Source organism: Brevundimonas sp. NPDC058933, from assembly GCF_049315965.1.
In the GTDB taxonomy this organism is placed as follows: Bacteria; Pseudomonadota; Alphaproteobacteria; order Caulobacterales; family Caulobacteraceae; genus Brevundimonas.
The window spans coordinates 1-13,857 of sequence record NZ_JBMOSL010000016.1 but is presented as its reverse complement, the minus strand read 5'-3'; the positions used below and the strand labels follow the sequence as shown (position 1 = coordinate 13,857).

General features: G+C 69.8%; 19 protein-coding genes. 2 read left to right on the top strand and 17 right to left on the bottom strand.

What is annotated here, in order from left to right; translation table 11 throughout:
• Positions 1 to 3: 3 nt before the first annotated feature.
• The 14 genes from ACOZBP_RS16510 to ACOZBP_RS16445 form a co-directional block, all read right to left on the bottom strand.
• Positions 4 to 468, bottom strand: coding sequence for an ExbD/TolR family protein (locus tag ACOZBP_RS16510; RefSeq protein WP_422677417.1), 465 nt, complete (start codon positions 466 to 468; stop codon positions 4 to 6).
• A gap of 3 nt (positions 469 to 471) precedes the next feature.
• The gene (gene tolQ, locus ACOZBP_RS16505) at positions 472 to 1,224 is read right to left on the bottom strand and encodes a protein TolQ (protein ID WP_422677416.1); all 753 of its coding nucleotides are present in this window, start codon (positions 1,222 to 1,224) and stop codon (positions 472 to 474) included.
• Positions 1,225 to 1,540: 316 nt separating this feature from the next.
• Positions 1,541 to 1,987, bottom strand: coding sequence for a tol-pal system-associated acyl-CoA thioesterase (gene ybgC, locus ACOZBP_RS16500; RefSeq protein ID WP_422677415.1), 447 nt, complete (start codon positions 1,985 to 1,987; stop codon positions 1,541 to 1,543).
• A gap of 2 nt (positions 1,988 to 1,989) precedes the next feature.
• Positions 1,990 to 2,391 (bottom strand): hypothetical protein, encoded by a 402-nt coding sequence (locus ACOZBP_RS16495; protein WP_422677414.1) that lies wholly within the window; start codon positions 2,389 to 2,391, stop codon positions 1,990 to 1,992.
• A gap of 229 nt (positions 2,392 to 2,620) precedes the next feature.
• Positions 2,621 to 3,652: a Holliday junction branch migration DNA helicase RuvB gene (gene ruvB, locus ACOZBP_RS16490; RefSeq protein WP_422677413.1), complete on the bottom strand. Its 1,032-nt coding sequence runs from the start codon at positions 3,650 to 3,652 to the stop codon at positions 2,621 to 2,623.
• A gap of 25 nt (positions 3,653 to 3,677) precedes the next feature.
• Positions 3,678 to 3,800, bottom strand: coding sequence for a hypothetical protein (locus ACOZBP_RS16485; RefSeq protein ID WP_422677412.1), 123 nt, complete (start codon positions 3,798 to 3,800; stop codon positions 3,678 to 3,680).
• A 51-nt stretch (positions 3,801 to 3,851) separates the two neighbouring features.
• Positions 3,852 to 4,475, bottom strand: a complete 624-nt coding sequence (gene ruvA / locus ACOZBP_RS16480; protein ID WP_422677411.1) for a Holliday junction branch migration protein RuvA — start codon at positions 4,473 to 4,475, stop codon at positions 3,852 to 3,854.
• 148 nt (positions 4,476 to 4,623) lie between these two features.
• A complete protein-coding gene (gene ruvC, locus ACOZBP_RS16475; protein WP_422677410.1) occupies positions 4,624 to 5,142 on the bottom strand; it encodes a crossover junction endodeoxyribonuclease RuvC in 519 nt (172 codons plus the stop codon).
• Positions 5,143 to 5,257: 115 nt separating this feature from the next.
• Positions 5,258 to 6,094, bottom strand: a complete 837-nt coding sequence (locus ACOZBP_RS16470; protein ID WP_422677409.1) for an outer membrane protein — start codon at positions 6,092 to 6,094, stop codon at positions 5,258 to 5,260.
• Between the two features lie 178 nt (positions 6,095 to 6,272).
• Positions 6,273 to 6,989, bottom strand: coding sequence for an MgtC/SapB family protein (locus ACOZBP_RS16465; RefSeq protein ID WP_422677408.1), 717 nt, complete (start codon positions 6,987 to 6,989; stop codon positions 6,273 to 6,275).
• 62 nt (positions 6,990 to 7,051) lie between these two features.
• On the bottom strand, positions 7,052 to 7,750 hold the full coding sequence (locus tag ACOZBP_RS16460; protein ID WP_422677407.1) for an MgtC/SapB family protein: 699 nt from the start codon (positions 7,748 to 7,750) through the stop codon (positions 7,052 to 7,054).
• Between the two features lie 37 nt (positions 7,751 to 7,787).
• Entirely contained in the window at positions 7,788 to 8,345 is a 558-nt protein-coding gene (locus ACOZBP_RS16455; RefSeq protein WP_422677406.1) for an energy transducer TonB, read from the bottom strand.
• A gap of 58 nt (positions 8,346 to 8,403) precedes the next feature.
• Positions 8,404 to 8,922, bottom strand: coding sequence for a hemerythrin domain-containing protein (locus ACOZBP_RS16450; RefSeq protein ID WP_422677405.1), 519 nt, complete (start codon positions 8,920 to 8,922; stop codon positions 8,404 to 8,406).
• 83 nt (positions 8,923 to 9,005) lie between these two features.
• A complete protein-coding gene (locus ACOZBP_RS16445) occupies positions 9,006 to 9,779 on the bottom strand; it encodes a YebC/PmpR family DNA-binding transcriptional regulator (RefSeq protein WP_422677404.1) in 774 nt (257 codons plus the stop codon).
• Positions 9,780 to 9,905: 126 nt separating this feature from the next.
• Between ACOZBP_RS16445 and ACOZBP_RS16440 the strand changes: the two genes are divergently transcribed.
• Positions 9,906 to 10,112, top strand: a complete 207-nt coding sequence (locus ACOZBP_RS16440) for a hypothetical protein (RefSeq protein ID WP_422677403.1) — start codon at positions 9,906 to 9,908, stop codon at positions 10,110 to 10,112.
• Here ACOZBP_RS16440 and ACOZBP_RS16435 read toward each other — a convergent pair.
• Positions 10,109 to 10,546, bottom strand: coding sequence for an acyl-CoA thioesterase (locus tag ACOZBP_RS16435; RefSeq protein ID WP_422677402.1), 438 nt, complete (start codon positions 10,544 to 10,546; stop codon positions 10,109 to 10,111). The two genes, ACOZBP_RS16440 and ACOZBP_RS16435, sit on opposite strands and share 4 nt — an antisense overlap.
• 62 nt (positions 10,547 to 10,608) lie before the next feature.
• Here ACOZBP_RS16435 and ACOZBP_RS16430 point away from each other — a divergent pair, with 62 nt between their 5' ends.
• Positions 10,609 to 11,748: a zinc-dependent alcohol dehydrogenase family protein gene (locus ACOZBP_RS16430; RefSeq protein ID WP_422677401.1), complete on the top strand. Its 1,140-nt coding sequence runs from the start codon at positions 10,609 to 10,611 to the stop codon at positions 11,746 to 11,748.
• Between the two features lie 165 nt (positions 11,749 to 11,913).
• Here the strand turns inward: ACOZBP_RS16430 and ACOZBP_RS16425 are convergent, their stop codons facing one another.
• Complete coding sequence (locus tag ACOZBP_RS16425) at positions 11,914 to 12,759, bottom strand: ribokinase (RefSeq protein ID WP_422677400.1); 846 nt, start codon at positions 12,757 to 12,759, stop codon at positions 11,914 to 11,916.
• On the bottom strand, positions 12,756 to 13,787 hold the full coding sequence (locus ACOZBP_RS16420) for a nucleoside hydrolase (protein ID WP_422677446.1): 1,032 nt from the start codon (positions 13,785 to 13,787) through the stop codon (positions 12,756 to 12,758). Before ACOZBP_RS16420 ends, ACOZBP_RS16425 begins: the two co-directional genes overlap by 4 nt.
• Positions 13,788 to 13,857: the final 70 nt, after the last annotated feature.

Here is a 13,857-nt window from a genome sequence, read left to right as displayed (position 1 = left end):
CCGTCAGCCCTCCGCCGTCTCGTCAGCCGCCGTGTCGGTGATCAGGTTCAGCTTGGTGAAGCCCGAGGCGCTCAGGCGCGCCATCACGCGAGCCACGGCCTGATAGGGCGCGCGGCCGTCGGCGCGGATAAAGACCGGCTTCTCGCGCGCCTCCGCCCCGCCCTCTTCGGCCACGCGGATCGCCAGCTGCTCCCAGCGGACCTCGCCCTCGCCGATGAAGATGGCGCCGTTCTGGTCGATCGAGACCGTGATCGGCTTGTCGGTCGTCTCGACGGCGCTGGCCTCGGTCTTGGGCAGTTCCACCGGCACGCCGACGGTCAGCAGGGGCGCCGAGATCATGAAGATGATCAGCAGCACCAGCATGACGTCGACCAGGGGCGTGACGTTGATCTCGCTCAGCGGCCGCTTGCGCGCACGACGCCGACCGCGCCCGCCCGAGCTTCCGCCGCCTCCTCCGCCAAGAGCCATGGATCAGGCGCCCCGGCGCAGGTTCAGGTCAGCCGAGGGAACCGGCGGCGGCGGCGGGGCCGAGGGTGCCCCCAGACGGCGGGCGATGGCCGATTGCAGATCGTCGGCGAAGGCTTCCAGGCGGCCTGTGAACTTGCCCGCCGTCACCGAGAAGGCGTTGAAGGCGATATAGGCCGGGATGGCCGCCGCCAGGCCGATGGCCGTGGCGAAAAGGGCCTCGGCGATAGCCGGGGCCACCGTCGTCAGATTGGTGTTGCCCGCCGCCGCGATGGCGTCGAAGGCGTTCATGATGCCCCAGACCGTGCCGAACAGGCCGATGAAGGGCGAGGCCGTGGCCACCACCGACAGCACGCCCAGACCGTTCTCGATCTTCTGGCTCTCGCGGGCGATGACCGAGTCCAGCGCGCGATCGATGCGGGCGATCAACATATTGCCCTGAGTGTCCGTCATGGCCCCGCGCGCCCGCGCCTCGCGCCAGTCCTGCAGCGTCAGCACCAGCATGCGCGGCAGGGGATCGGCAGGCTGCGCCCCGGCCTGAGCCGCCACGTCTTCCAGCGACCGCCCGCTCTCGACCTGCTTCTCGAATTCGCTGGCGCGGGCGTTCATGCGCGAAAAACGCACCGCCTTGTCGATAATGATGGTCCAGGACCAGACGGAGGCTGCGGCCAGGCCGATCATGACCGTCTTCACCACCCAGTCGGCGGTCATGAACAGCTCGATGGGATTCAGCAGCGAAGCGTCGGCGGGCGGGGTCATGCGGCGTCCTTGGGTCAGTCCGGTGTCGTCCTGCCCTTATCGAGCGGGCGGACGTGGCGGTTTCATGGCGGCGGTCTAGCGGTCGTCGGCCCCGGCGTCACGGGGGACGCCTCTGACAACCTCGTTATTGCGAGGCTTCGCCCCAAAAGCACCGCGCCTCTCCCTCCCCTTCATGGGGAGGGTGGTCGCGAAGCGACCGGGTGGGGAGGGCTCGGCGATACGCGCGCGGCGCCTGATTTGCCGAAGCGCCCCCACCCGGCTTCAGCTACGCCTCAGCCACCCTCCCCATGAAGGGGAGGGAGAAGTCCCCGCCTCTTCATTCCCCCGTCAACCACGGCCCCACCAACTCCACCAGCCGCCTGCTCGGCCGCCTCGGCCGCCCGTCCAGATGGATGCAGACCGCGACCACGTCCGCCCGGCACAACACCTCGCCGTCGCGCTCCACCGTCTGGCGGATGATCAGCCTCGGCCCCTTGATCGCCTCATAGCGAGTGCGCACCACCAGGGCGTCGTCGATCCGCGCCGGCTTGAGGTATTTGATCCCCAGGTCCGCCACCACAAAGGCCAGGGGCTCGTGCTGCTCCAGCAGTTCGGCGTGCCCCACCCCCGCCAGCCGCAGGAAATCCGACCGCCCCCGCTCGAAATAGCGGACATAGTTGGCGTGATAGACCAGGCCGGTGAAGTCGGTGTCCTCGTAGTAGACCCGGACCGGCAGCAGATGATCCAGCCCGTCAAAGCGGCCGGCGGTCGGTTGGTCGGTCATGATCAGCCCTGAGCGGAAGTCGTCGCCGAGGGCTTAGCCGCCGACGCCGCCGCGTTGAAGCCCGGACAGAACTCCGCCTTCATATCCGCGAACTCGGCGCCCAGGGGATCGTCGCCCATCAGGATGCGATTGGGCCGCGAGACAAAGGCCACCGCGCGGCGCTCGCCTGCGATTCCGGCATAGCCGCAGACGGCCCGACGCTTGCCCTCTTCCAGGTAGCGCACCTCGGCGTCCGGTCCCATCTGGGCCTTCACCTGCGTCAACGCCCGCTCCGCCGCCGTCGCCTGCTTCGGCCCGAACCGCGCGCCCTGGTTCAGCGCCACCAGGCTCAGCGCCCCGAGCAGCAGCACAGCCGCGCCCAGCACGGCGATCTTCTGGTCCGTCCCGATCCCGCCTCGCGCCATCGCCCGTCTCCTTCAAGCGCCAGCATGGCCGGGTTTGATGGGCGGGTGAAGCCCCCTGGCGACCGACGCGCGCTTCTCCCTCCCCTTCATGGGGAGGGTGGTCGCGCAGCGACCGGGTGGGGAGGGCGAGGCGATACTGGACGCAGGCTTGATCTGCCAAGCGCCCCCACCCGTCTCCCGCTTCGCGTCAGCCACCCTCCCCATGAAGGGGAGGGAGAAGGAAGAACGCCTACCCCCCGAACAGATCCGGCGGCGGCGGCGCCTGAACCTTGGGCGCCTCCAGCCCCAGGTGCTCATAGGCCCGCGCACAGGCCACCCGCCCGCGCGGCGTGCGCATGATGAAGCCCTGTTGCAGCAGATAGGGTTCGATCACGTCCTCGACCGCGTCGCGCGCCTCGGCGATGGCCGCGGCCAGCGTGTCCATGCCGACCGGCCCGCCGCCGTAGTTCTCGATCAGGGCCTTGAGGAAGCGCCGGTCCAGACTGTCCAGCCCGGCCTCGTCGACCTCCAGCCGCGCCAGGGCCCGCGCCGCCGCCAGCCGGTCGATGCTCTGGCCCTCCGCGTCAGCGAAGTCGCGCACCCGCCGCAGCAGACGCCCGGCGATGCGCGGCGTGCCCCTGGCCCGTCGCGCGATCTCCATGGCCCCGTCCTCGGTGATGGCCGCGCCCATCTTGCGCGCCGCCCCCCGGATCACCGCCGTCAGCTCCTCCGGCGTATAGAATTCCAGCCGCAGCGGAATGCCGAAACGGTCCCGCAGCGGCGTGGCCAGCAAGCCCGCCCGCGTCGTCGCCCCGACCAGGGTGAAGGGCGCCAGGTCGATGCGCACCGATCGCGCCGACGGCCCCTCGCCGATGATCAGGTCCAGCACATGATCCTCCATCGCCGGATAGAGGATCTCCTCGACCAGCGGCGACATCCGGTGGATCTCGTCGATGAACAGGACGTCGCGAGGCTCCAGATTGGTCAGGATCGCCGCCAGATCGCCCGCCTTGGCCAGGATCGGGCCTGACGTCGCCCGAAAGCCCGCGCCCAGTTCCCGCGCCACGATCTGCGCCAGCGTCGTCTTGCCCAGACCCGGGGGGCCGAACAGCAGGACGTGGTCCAGCGCCTCGGACCGGCCGCGCGCCGCGTCGATGAAGACCTTCAGATTGCCCTTGGCCGCCGACTGCCCGACGAACTCGGACAGGGTCTGCGGCCGCAGCGCGCGGTCGTATTGCTCGCCCCGGGCGGCGTCGGGGGCGACCAGCCGATCATCCGTCATCGCATCGCCCCCGCGCCGTTTCGGCCTACATCTTCAGAACCGCATAGCCGACCGCCATGACGACCAGGCCCACGACGAAGACGATCACGGTCTGCAATTTCTTGTTCATTTTCAAATCCGAACTGATGTGGGGAGAGGGCGTCGGCATAGGCTGCGTCGCCGGCCAGACTCAAGACCGCCCGCGTGAGGAAATCCCCCCTCAACGCCCCAGCTCCTGCAGGGCCGCGCGGATCACCGCCGCCAGCTCCGCCTCATCCCCCAGCCGGATCAGTGCCTGATCCACGGCGCGACGCGCATTGATCTCGGCTATGCCCAGCCCCAGCAGGGCCGCGACCGCCTCGCCCGTCACGCTCGGCGGCGGCGGAGCCGCGGCGACCTCGGCGTGGACGCCCGGCGCGTTCGGCGCGAAATGCCCGTCGCCCAGCGGCTTGCCCTTCAGTTCGGTGACGATGCGCAGGGCCAGCTTGGGCCCCACGCCATTGGCGCGGCCCACCGCCGCCTTGTCCTCGCGCGCCACGGCGCTGGCCAGCTCGCCCGGCGGCAGCACGTCCAGCACGCTCAGCGCCGCCTTCGGCCCCACGCCCTGAATGGCCAGCAGCACGGTGAAGGCGCGGCGCTCGTCGCGGGTCAGGAAGCCGTACAGACGCGGCCCCGCGTCCTCGCTCCACTGGCTATGGATATACAGCGTCGTCTCGTCTCCCGGCGCCGGCAGACGCCCCAGGGTCCGCGCCCCGCAGGCGGCGACATAGCCCACCCCGCCGCAGTCGATCAGGCATTCCGCCTCCCCGACCTCGGCCAGAACCCCGCGCAACCGCCCGATCATCGCTCTTTCCTCCCCACCTGTGGGGAGGGGGACCACGAAGTGGTGGAGGGGGCGGCGCAGAGGGCTGACGTCGTGTCGCCCCCTCCGTCACGGCCGCTGCGCGTCCACGCCACCTCCCCATGAAATGGGGAGGAAAGAAGCATCCCGATCATGCCGCGCCCCTCAAACTCGCCGTCAAACTCAAACTCCGCCGATGGTGCGCATGGGTGATGGCCACCGCCAGCGCATCGGCCGCGTCCGCCTTCACGTCCCCTGCGGCGGGCAGCAGCCGCTTGATCATGAAGGCCACCTGGCTCTTGTCCGCCTGCCCCGCCCCGACCACGGCCTTCTTGACCAGGCTCGGCGCGTATTCCGCCACGCTCAGGCCCGCTCTTGCCGGGGCCAGCATGACCGCCGCCCGCGCATGGCCCAGCTTCAGCGTCGAGGCGCCGTTCATGTTGACGAAGACCTCCTCGATCGCCGCCTCGTCACAGGCATAGGCGGCGCAGATCGACCCCACCTCCTCCAGCAGATGCAGCAGCCGCTCGGGAAAGGGCGCCTTGTCGGCCGGCGCCACCACCCCGTGCGCGATCCAGCGCAGGCGGCTGCCCTCGCTTTCGATCACGCCCCAGCCGGTGCGGCGCAAACCGGGGTCCAGCCCCAGAATTCGAGTCGATGCGTTCGTCATTCGTTCCAGTCATGCCCCAAACCGGGTTGACGAACAATGACCGGCCCGGCCCCCACGCGGAAAAGGCCGGCCGCATCGCGACCGGCCTTCCTGCGCCACCGCCCTGGTGAGGACGTCAGAAGCGGTAGTTCATGCCGATCCGCACCTGATGCGCGCCAAAGCGGCCGTTGCTGCGGATCATGTCCGTGCCCGTCGTGTTCGGCGCCAGGACGAAGGGGTTGGTCGGCAGGGCCGTGCCCTGGCCCACGCGGACCACGGGGCTGTCGGCTTCCAGCGAGGTGTAGATATACTCCCCGTTGACGGTCAGACCGCCGCCCAGGGCGTATTCGACGCCGCCGCCCGCCTGCCAGCCGTTACCGTCGTCCGAATCCGATGAAACGGTGAAGCTGTTGGCGGCGTTGCTGCTGCCGAACCTGTTGTCGAACTTGCCGTAGGCGTAGCCGCCCGTGCCGTAGATCAGGGTCGGCCCCATGGCGTAGCCCAGACGCAGCCGCGCGGCCGCCACCTGTTCCAGGTCGCGGGTGAAGGTGTAGTTGGCCGGGGTGGTGCTGAAGCCGGTCACCGAATCCTCGATGCTGGTGACGCTGTATTCGCCCACCACCCCGGCGACGATATTGCCGAAGCGCCAGTCGTAGCCCACGCGCACGCCGGCCTCGGCGCCGCCGGAATCCTTGTCGCATCCGCCCGCCGCCGCCGGACCGTTGGCGGCCCCGCCGCAGAAACCCGGGCTGAAGGCGTCCGCCCCCGCTCCCGTGACGACCGTATCGCCATAGCGGCCATCCAGATTGCGATCGAAGCCCAGGCGCTCGTCTTCGTCGTCATTGGCGTCGGCATAGCCGCCGAAGATTCCGACATAGGGACCGGTCCAGGCCTCCCTGTCCGATTGGGCCAGGGTCGGGGTCGCGACCAGGGCGGTCAGGGCGACGGCGGAAAGCAGGACTGTGCGGATCATGAAGCGACCTTTTCGGGATGACGCGGCCAGGCCGCCTGTCCCGAAAAGCCGTCAGCCTTCCCGGCGTTCCGTCCTGCGCGGGCGGCCAGATGCCGCACATCCAGAAGCGGTTCTGAAACGTATGGGACGCCGCACGCCTCAGGTTGCGGGCTCCCTGACGCGGGGCTGAACCGTCGCTTCAGTCGTCTCGCGGCATGACCGAAAACCCAGCCAGACCGCCCTGCTGCCCCAGCCGCAGGGAAAGGTCGTCGACCCTCAGCGGCATCGGCCCCCGCGCCTTGATGTGGTGCTCATGGATCAGTCCGTCATGGCTGACTACATGGCCGATGCGCACCGGCTTCAACCCGCTGTCAGACAGCAGCCCGCGCAGGGTGGTCTCGCCCGGCGCCGCGTCCCGCGCCCAGCGCAGCGTCACATCCACCACGCCCACATGCGGCAGGCGGGCGTCGAGAAATCTCAGGATGGCCAGCACCACCAGGGTCGCGCCCCCGGCGATCAGGGCCAGATCCCACAGACCGATGCCGAACATCACCCCGACCGCCGAGGTGGTCCACAACGAGGCGGCCGTTGTCAGCCCATGCACCGAAAAGCCTTCACGGAAGATCACGCCCGCACACAGGAATCCAATGCCCGTCAGAATGCCGTGCGTCATCCTTGTCGGATCGATCACCAGCCTCTGATCCGGCAGGGCGACAAAGGCCCAGGTCGACTGATGCATGGCCGCCAGCATCAGGACGCAGGATGTCATGCAGACCAGGATGTGGGTGCGGAATCCCGCCGGATGCCCGTGATAGGTCCGCTCGATCCCGATCAGGCCGCCCGCCGTCATCGCCGCCGCGACCGGCCCGATCAAGGCCCCGTTCAATGCCCAGTTCGCCGCCACGCCCATGATCATGTCCGCCCCTCAAGCTGCGCTGGACCGCTCACCGTGGACCGCGCCGCATCTGGCGGCAAGCCTCAGTCGTCGCGCGGGTCCAGGACGTAGTCCGTCACACCCGGCAGGGCGCACAGCGTCGACGCCAGCCCCTTCAGCTCGACTTCGCTGCCCGCCTTGATCCGCCAGCTTCGGCGCACCACCGCCCCGCCCTCGATCAGTTCGAACCGGTCATGGCGGGGGGCCGGATCAATCGCCTGCAACGCCGCCTCGACCTCGGCCTCGGGCGACGGGCCCTCGCGGCGCCAGCGCACCTCGACGTCGGTCAGCACCTGTGTCGGCAGACGCACGCTGACCAGCCTCAGCCCCACCAGGATCAACCCTGTCGTCACCGTGCCCACGACGCCCAGCGTGAACAGCCCCGCCCCGAACAGCAGGCCGAGCGCCGAGGTGATCCACAGACTGGCCGCCGTCGTCAGCCCGTGGATGGAAAATCCGGTGCGGAAAATCACGCCTGCGCACAGGAAGCCGATGCCGGTCAACACCCCGTGCGCCATCCGCGTCGGGTCGGTGACGATGTTCTCGTCCGGCAGGGCGCGGAAGGCCCAGTCCGCCTGCCCCATGGCCGCCAGCATGAGCAGGGCCGAGGCCAGACTGACCAGAATATGGGTGCGAAACCCCGCCGCCCGGCCGCGCCACTCACGCTCGAACCCGATCAGCCCCCCGGCGACGACGGCGCCCAGGATGGGCAGGGCGAAGCTTTCAATCTCGGACAGGTTCATCCCACGGCAACGGTCCGCCGGGCCGCCCCGTTCCCTCCTAGTCCAGACGATATCGCGTGGTGAAAACCACCTGGCCTTCCGTCGGCGCGCCGTCCACCAGCGGCGGCTGCACCCGCGCCTTCATCGTCGCCCTCATCGCCGCCTCGCCGAAGCCGACGCCCGTCGGCGCCTCTTCCACGATCCGGCAGGCGCGCACCCGGCCGTCTGCGCGCGTCTGGCACTCCAGCCTCGCCATGCCGCTCTCTGCGCCCGCCCGCTGCGCCGCCGTTGGGAATTCGGGCCGGGGCGGCTGCAGCCAGACGGGATTGACGACCGTCCGTCCCCCCTCTCTCATCGCGGGTGCAGACGCGGCGCTCGCCCCAGGCGAAGGGGCCTCGCTCGGCAGGGTCTCAGACCGCGACGCCTCCCGCGGAGGCGGCAGGTCGATCCGCACTCGTACGGAAGTCAGGACCCAGGCCCCCGCCCAGGCGGCGGCGATCATCAGCAGCAGGGCCGCGCCCCACACCGCCGACTTGACCCACAGCCAGCGTCGGCCCTCGACCGGCGGCGTGGTCGCCCCCGGCAGCTCCAGTCGCGGATCTTGCTCTTCAGTCATTCGCGCCCCCGGCCCCCAAGTCCGGCCAGCCTAGCAAGACGCGCGAAGACGTGAAAACTCAGCTGTGCTTTTCGATATAGGCTTCGGGGTCCTTGTTCACCGGCTTGACCCCCGTGATGTGGCGCGCGGTGAAGGCGGCGAAGCGAACCCCCAGTTCGTGCCGGGTCTTCAGGTCGGCGTTCAGTCGGAAATCGGTCAGACCCTGCCGCTCCTCCTCGCCCATGTGCTTGGAGTTGACCACATTGGCCTCGCCCACGGCCTCGAACCAGGCCGGGGTTCCGACCTTGTGCCGGGCCACAGCCTTGACCGCGTCGCGCAGCTTGTTGTGATCCTCGATGGCGTCTTCGGTCTCGCCCTCGACCGTGCCGTCCTCGGCGTCGTTGGCGCCCTCGCCCAGCTTCAGCAACTGCGGATAGAAGTGCTGTTCCTCGGCCTCGGCGTGCGCGTCCAGAAAGGCCGACAGCCGTCCCCAGACCGCCTCCAGCGCCTCGACCTCCTCGGGTTCGATCTGTTCGATGATCGAGAACAGCCGCCGTTGTTCGGCGTGGTCGTCGAGGATCAGCTGGGTGATGTCCATCAGGCAGGCTCCGGCGAGGATTTTGAGACGGACTAATCCGCCCCCGCCTCGCCGGGTTCCGCGCTAACGACTCGCAGCCGGGATCAGCCCGCGAACTTGGCCGCGTCTTCGTCGGAAATGTCTTCGTTGGAATAGACCGACGACACGTCATCCTCGGCGTCCAGGGCGTCCAGCAGCTTGAACAGGGTGCCCACGGCCTCGCCCGTCACCGGCACTTCCGACTGCGGCTTCCACACGATGGCGGTCGATTTCGGGTCGCCCAGCACCTTGGACATGGCCTCGGCCACGTCGTTCAGGTCTTCAAAGGCGGTCCAGATGACGTGGCCCGGCGCGTCCTCGTAGATGTCGGGCTTGACCAGATCGCTCTCGACGTCCTGGGCGCCGGCCTCGATGGCGGCCTCCATGACGGCGTCCTCGCTGCCCGCCTCGGCCTTGTAGGTGATCTTGCCGACCTTATCCCACATGAAGGCGACCGAGTTCATCTCGCTCAGCGCGCCGCCGTTCTTCTTGAAGGCCGCGCCGATGTTCGAGGCCGCACGGTTGCGGTTGTCGGTCAGGGCTTCGACGATGATGCCCACGCCGCCGGGGCCGCGGCCCTCATAGCGGATTTCCTCCATCGTATCGGCGTCGCCGCCGGCGGCCTTGTTGATGGCGCGCTGGATGACGTCCTTGGGCAGGCTCTCGGCCTTGGCGTTGTTGACCGCCAGACGCAGGCGCGGGTTCAGCGCCGGATCGGGCATCCCCGACTTGGCCGCCACCGTGATGTCGCGCGACAGCTTGGAGAACAGCTTGGAGCGCACCGCGTCGGCGCGCCCCTTGCGGTGCATGATGTTCTTGAATTTCGAGTGGCCGGCCATGAATCTCGCTGCCAGATTTCTGAAACGTGAGGCGAGGCCTTTACTGGATGTGCGATCCTCTGTCACGACAGGGAACCGCCCGACTGCGCCGGGGATTTAGCGCAGACCTAATATCGGGAGACGCAGATGGCCGCCGACGACACGTATCTGGACGACGCCTATGATGAAGGCCTCGACCACGCCCACGCCGGCGAAATCGTCGAATGGTACGCCAAGCGCCCGGTCACGGTGTCCACCGTCGCCGCCACCGGCTCCATCGTCGCCGCCTTCGCCCTGGGCGCCCTGACCGCTGTCGGAGCCTTGTTCCTGCTGCGCCAGTACGACGAGCGCTAGGACCGGCCCAGCCCCTCCAGAAATAGACGCAGCGGCCCGGGAACCGCCACCGGCCGCATCGTCGCCCGCGCCACCATGACGTGGACGAAGAAGCCCTCGGCCGTCGCCTCCTCCTCGTCGTTGCGGAACAGGCCGACCTCGTAGCGGATGCTGGACGCCCCCAGCCGCCCGACCCGCACCCCGGCGTGGATCACGTCGGGATAGGCCGCCGAGGCGTGAAAGCGACAGCCTGATTCGGCCGCCACCCCGATGACCTCGGACCCGGTCACGTCCAGCAGACCCGCTTCGATCAGCATCTGGTTCACCGCCGTGTCGATGAAGGCGTAATAGGCGACGTTGTTGACGTGGCCATAGGCGTCGTTGTCGGCCCACCGCGTCGTCAGCCGCACGAACCGCGCGTAGTCGCCGCGCCTTCCCCTGCTCCGCTCCGTCATCGTCGCCCCTTGGCCTCCGCTACGTCATGCGCCTAGCCTGCCAGCAGATGGGAGCCCTGACCATGCCGACCACCACCCGCGCCGCCGTCCTGCGCCACAGGGGCGCCAAGCGCCCCTACGCCGATAGCCGCCCGCTCAGCATCGAGACGATCACCCTCGACGACCCCGGTCCCGGCGAGGTCCGGGTCGCCATCAAGGCGGCGGGCCTGTGCCACTCGGACCTCAGCGTCATCAACGGCGACCGCCCCCGCCCCCTGCCCATGGCCCTGGGGCATGAAGCGGCCGGCGTGGTCGAGGCCCTCGGCCCCGGCGTCGCCGACCTCGCCGTGGGCGACCATGTCGTCATGGTCTTCATGCCCTCCTGCGGCCATTGCAGCCCCTGCGCCGAGGGCCGCCCCGCCCTGTGCGAACCGGGGGCCGCCGCCAACGGCAAGGGCGAGCTGCTGACCGGCCGCCGCGCCCTGCACGCCGGCGAAGAGATTCTGAACCACCACCTCGGCTGCTCCGCCTTCGCCGAGCACGCCGTCGTCTCGCGCCGCTCGCTGGTCAGGATCGACGCCGACCTGTCGTTCGAGCACGCCGCCCTGTTCGGTTGCGCCGTCCTGACCGGCGTCGGAGCCGTGGTGAACACGGCGGGCCTGCGCGCCGGCCAGTCGGCCGTGGTGGTCGGCCTGGGCGGCGTCGGCCTGGCCAGCGTCCTCGGCGCCCTGGCCTCGGGCGCCTCGCCCGTCGTGGCCGTCGATCTGTCGGAGGACAAGCTGGCCCTGGCCCGCTCTCTAGCCTCAGAAGGCGTGGTCCAGACCGTCAACGCCGCCGCTGCCGACGCCGTGGATCAGGTCCGCGCCCTGACCAACGGCGGCGCCGACTTCGTCTTCGAAATGGCCGGCTCGGTCCGCGCCCTCGACAGCGCCTGGCGCATGACCCGACGCGGCGGAACCACCGTCACCGCCGGCCTGCCGCCGCCCGAGGCCGCGCTGGCCGTCAACGTCGTGTCGCTTGTCGGTGAAGAGCGCACGCTCAAAGGCTCCTACATCGGAACCTGCGTCCCCACCCGCGACATCCCCCGCTACGTCGCCCTGTTCCGCCAGGGCCGCCTGCCGGTCGACCGCCTGCTCAGCGGCGTGCTGGCGCTCGACGACATCAACGCCGCCTTCGACGCCCTGGCTGACGGGCAGGCGGTGCGGCAGGTGATCCAGTTCTAGCGCACGCTTTCTCCCTCCCCTTCATGGGGAGGGTGGTCGCGTAGCGACCGGGTGGGGAGGGCGAGGCTGATGATCCTCGGCGCTTGACCTGCAAGGCGCCCCCACCCGTCTTCGGCCTGAAGGCCTCAGCCACCCTCCCCATGAAGGGGAGGGAGAAACCTCGCCTCACCCCGCCAGCAACCCCTCGACCTCGTCGCGCGTCCCCAGCGACGGCTGCGCCCCCGGGCGGGTCGCGGCCAGCGCCCCCGCGGCGCAAGCGAAGTGCAGGGCCGCATCCGGCGTCATTCCGTCCAGCAGGGCCACGACGATGGCCCCGACAAAGGCGTCGCCCGCCCCGGTCGCGTCCACGGCCTCGACCCGCGGCGGCACGGCCCAGGCCATCTCCACCCCGCGCCGGTACATGGCCGCTCCCCGCGCGCCCTTGGTCACCGCCACCAGCCCGCCGCCGACGTGGAGGGCCTCGCCATAGAAGGCGGCCTCGGTCTCGTTGACCACGATCAGGTCGGCCCGCCGCAGCAGGGCCTCCGACACCGGGGCCGCCGGCGCCAGGTTGACGCAGACGAAGTCCGTCGCCCGCCCCACCGCCGCCTCGACCGTCTCGATCGGCAGCTCCAGCTGGGCGATCAGCGGCGTCTCAATCCGCGACGGCAGCTGTTCGGGCGTGACGAAATGATTGGCCCCGGCGGCGACCACGATCTGGTTCTCGCCCATCGGATCCACCGCGATCAGGGCCACCCCGGTCGGCGCCGCGATGTCGGTCTCGACGCCTGACAGGTCGACGCCGTGCGCCAGCATCAGGGCCACCGCCGCCCCCGACATCTCGTCCTCGCCGACCCGGCCGATCAGACGGACCTCAGCCCCCAGACGCCGCGCCGCCAGGGCCTGATTGGCGCCCTTGCCGCCCGCGTGACGGGCCAGGGTCGCCCCCGTCACCGTCTCCCCCGGCGCGGGCAGGCTGGGCGCAGACGCCACCATGTCCAGATTGATCGACCCGACGACCGTGATCCTCATGCGCCCATTCCTTCACTGGTATGGCCCAGTCTTTCCGTAATCACGGCGAAGACCCCCTCGGCGTCCGCCTTGGTCGCCCAGAAATGGTTCGCCGTCGTCGCATCCACGCGGAACTCCACCGCCGTATGCCCGCGCGTCAGCTCGCTCTCAGTCTCCACCTCGACCCGGCACGGCGTCAGCTCGAACAGCTCCGGCTTCAGCAGCCAGGCCACGGTGCAGGGATCATGCAGCGGCCCCGCGTCCCAGCCGACGATCACCCGCTCGATCCTTTGCGAAAACCGCAGCATGGCCGCCGCCGCCCGCGCCGAGGCCGTGTCCACCGCCTCGATGGCCTTGATGCGGTCTTCGGTCGCCCGCACCTGATGCGTGACGTCCAGCCCCATGACGATCATCCGGCAGCCCGAGCCAAACACCTCCGCCGCTGCGTCCGGGTCGGCCCAGATGTTGAACTCGGCGCTGGCGGTGATATTGCCGCCTTCGCTGCGCGCCCCGCCCATGACCACCACCGGCCCCAGATGCCCCGCCAGCCCGGGTTCGGCCCGCATCGCCAGCGCCAGATTGGTCATCGGCCCCATGACGGCCAGGGCGACGGACCCGGCAGGCCGCGCCATCACCAGCCGCACGATGGCTTCCGCCGCCGTCCCCTCGGCCACGGGCGAGACCGGCTCGAACGGCGCCAGATCCCCCAGCCCCTCGGCCCCGTGGAACTCGCCCGCCCCCGCCGGTTCGCGCTTCAAGGGCCGCTCGGCCCCGACAAGGACCGGCACGTCATCGCGCCCGGCGATCTGGCGCAGGATGCGCGCGTTCCTCGCCGTCTTCTCGGCGCTGACATTGCCCCCGACCGTGGTCACGGCCAGCAGGTCGAACGCGGGACAGGCGAAGGCGGTCAGCAACCCCGTGGCGTCGTCCACGCCGGGGTCGCAATCAATGATGAGAGACTGTTTCACGGTCCCGGTGTGCCGCGTGGAACGGCGCGAGGCAACCGTCGCACACCGATCCTCCCCTGCGAAGCGGGGGAGGGGGACCATGCGCAGCATGGTGGAGGGGGCGAGATCGGCCGCCGAAAGAAGCACAATATCCACGCGCTGGGCCTCAAGC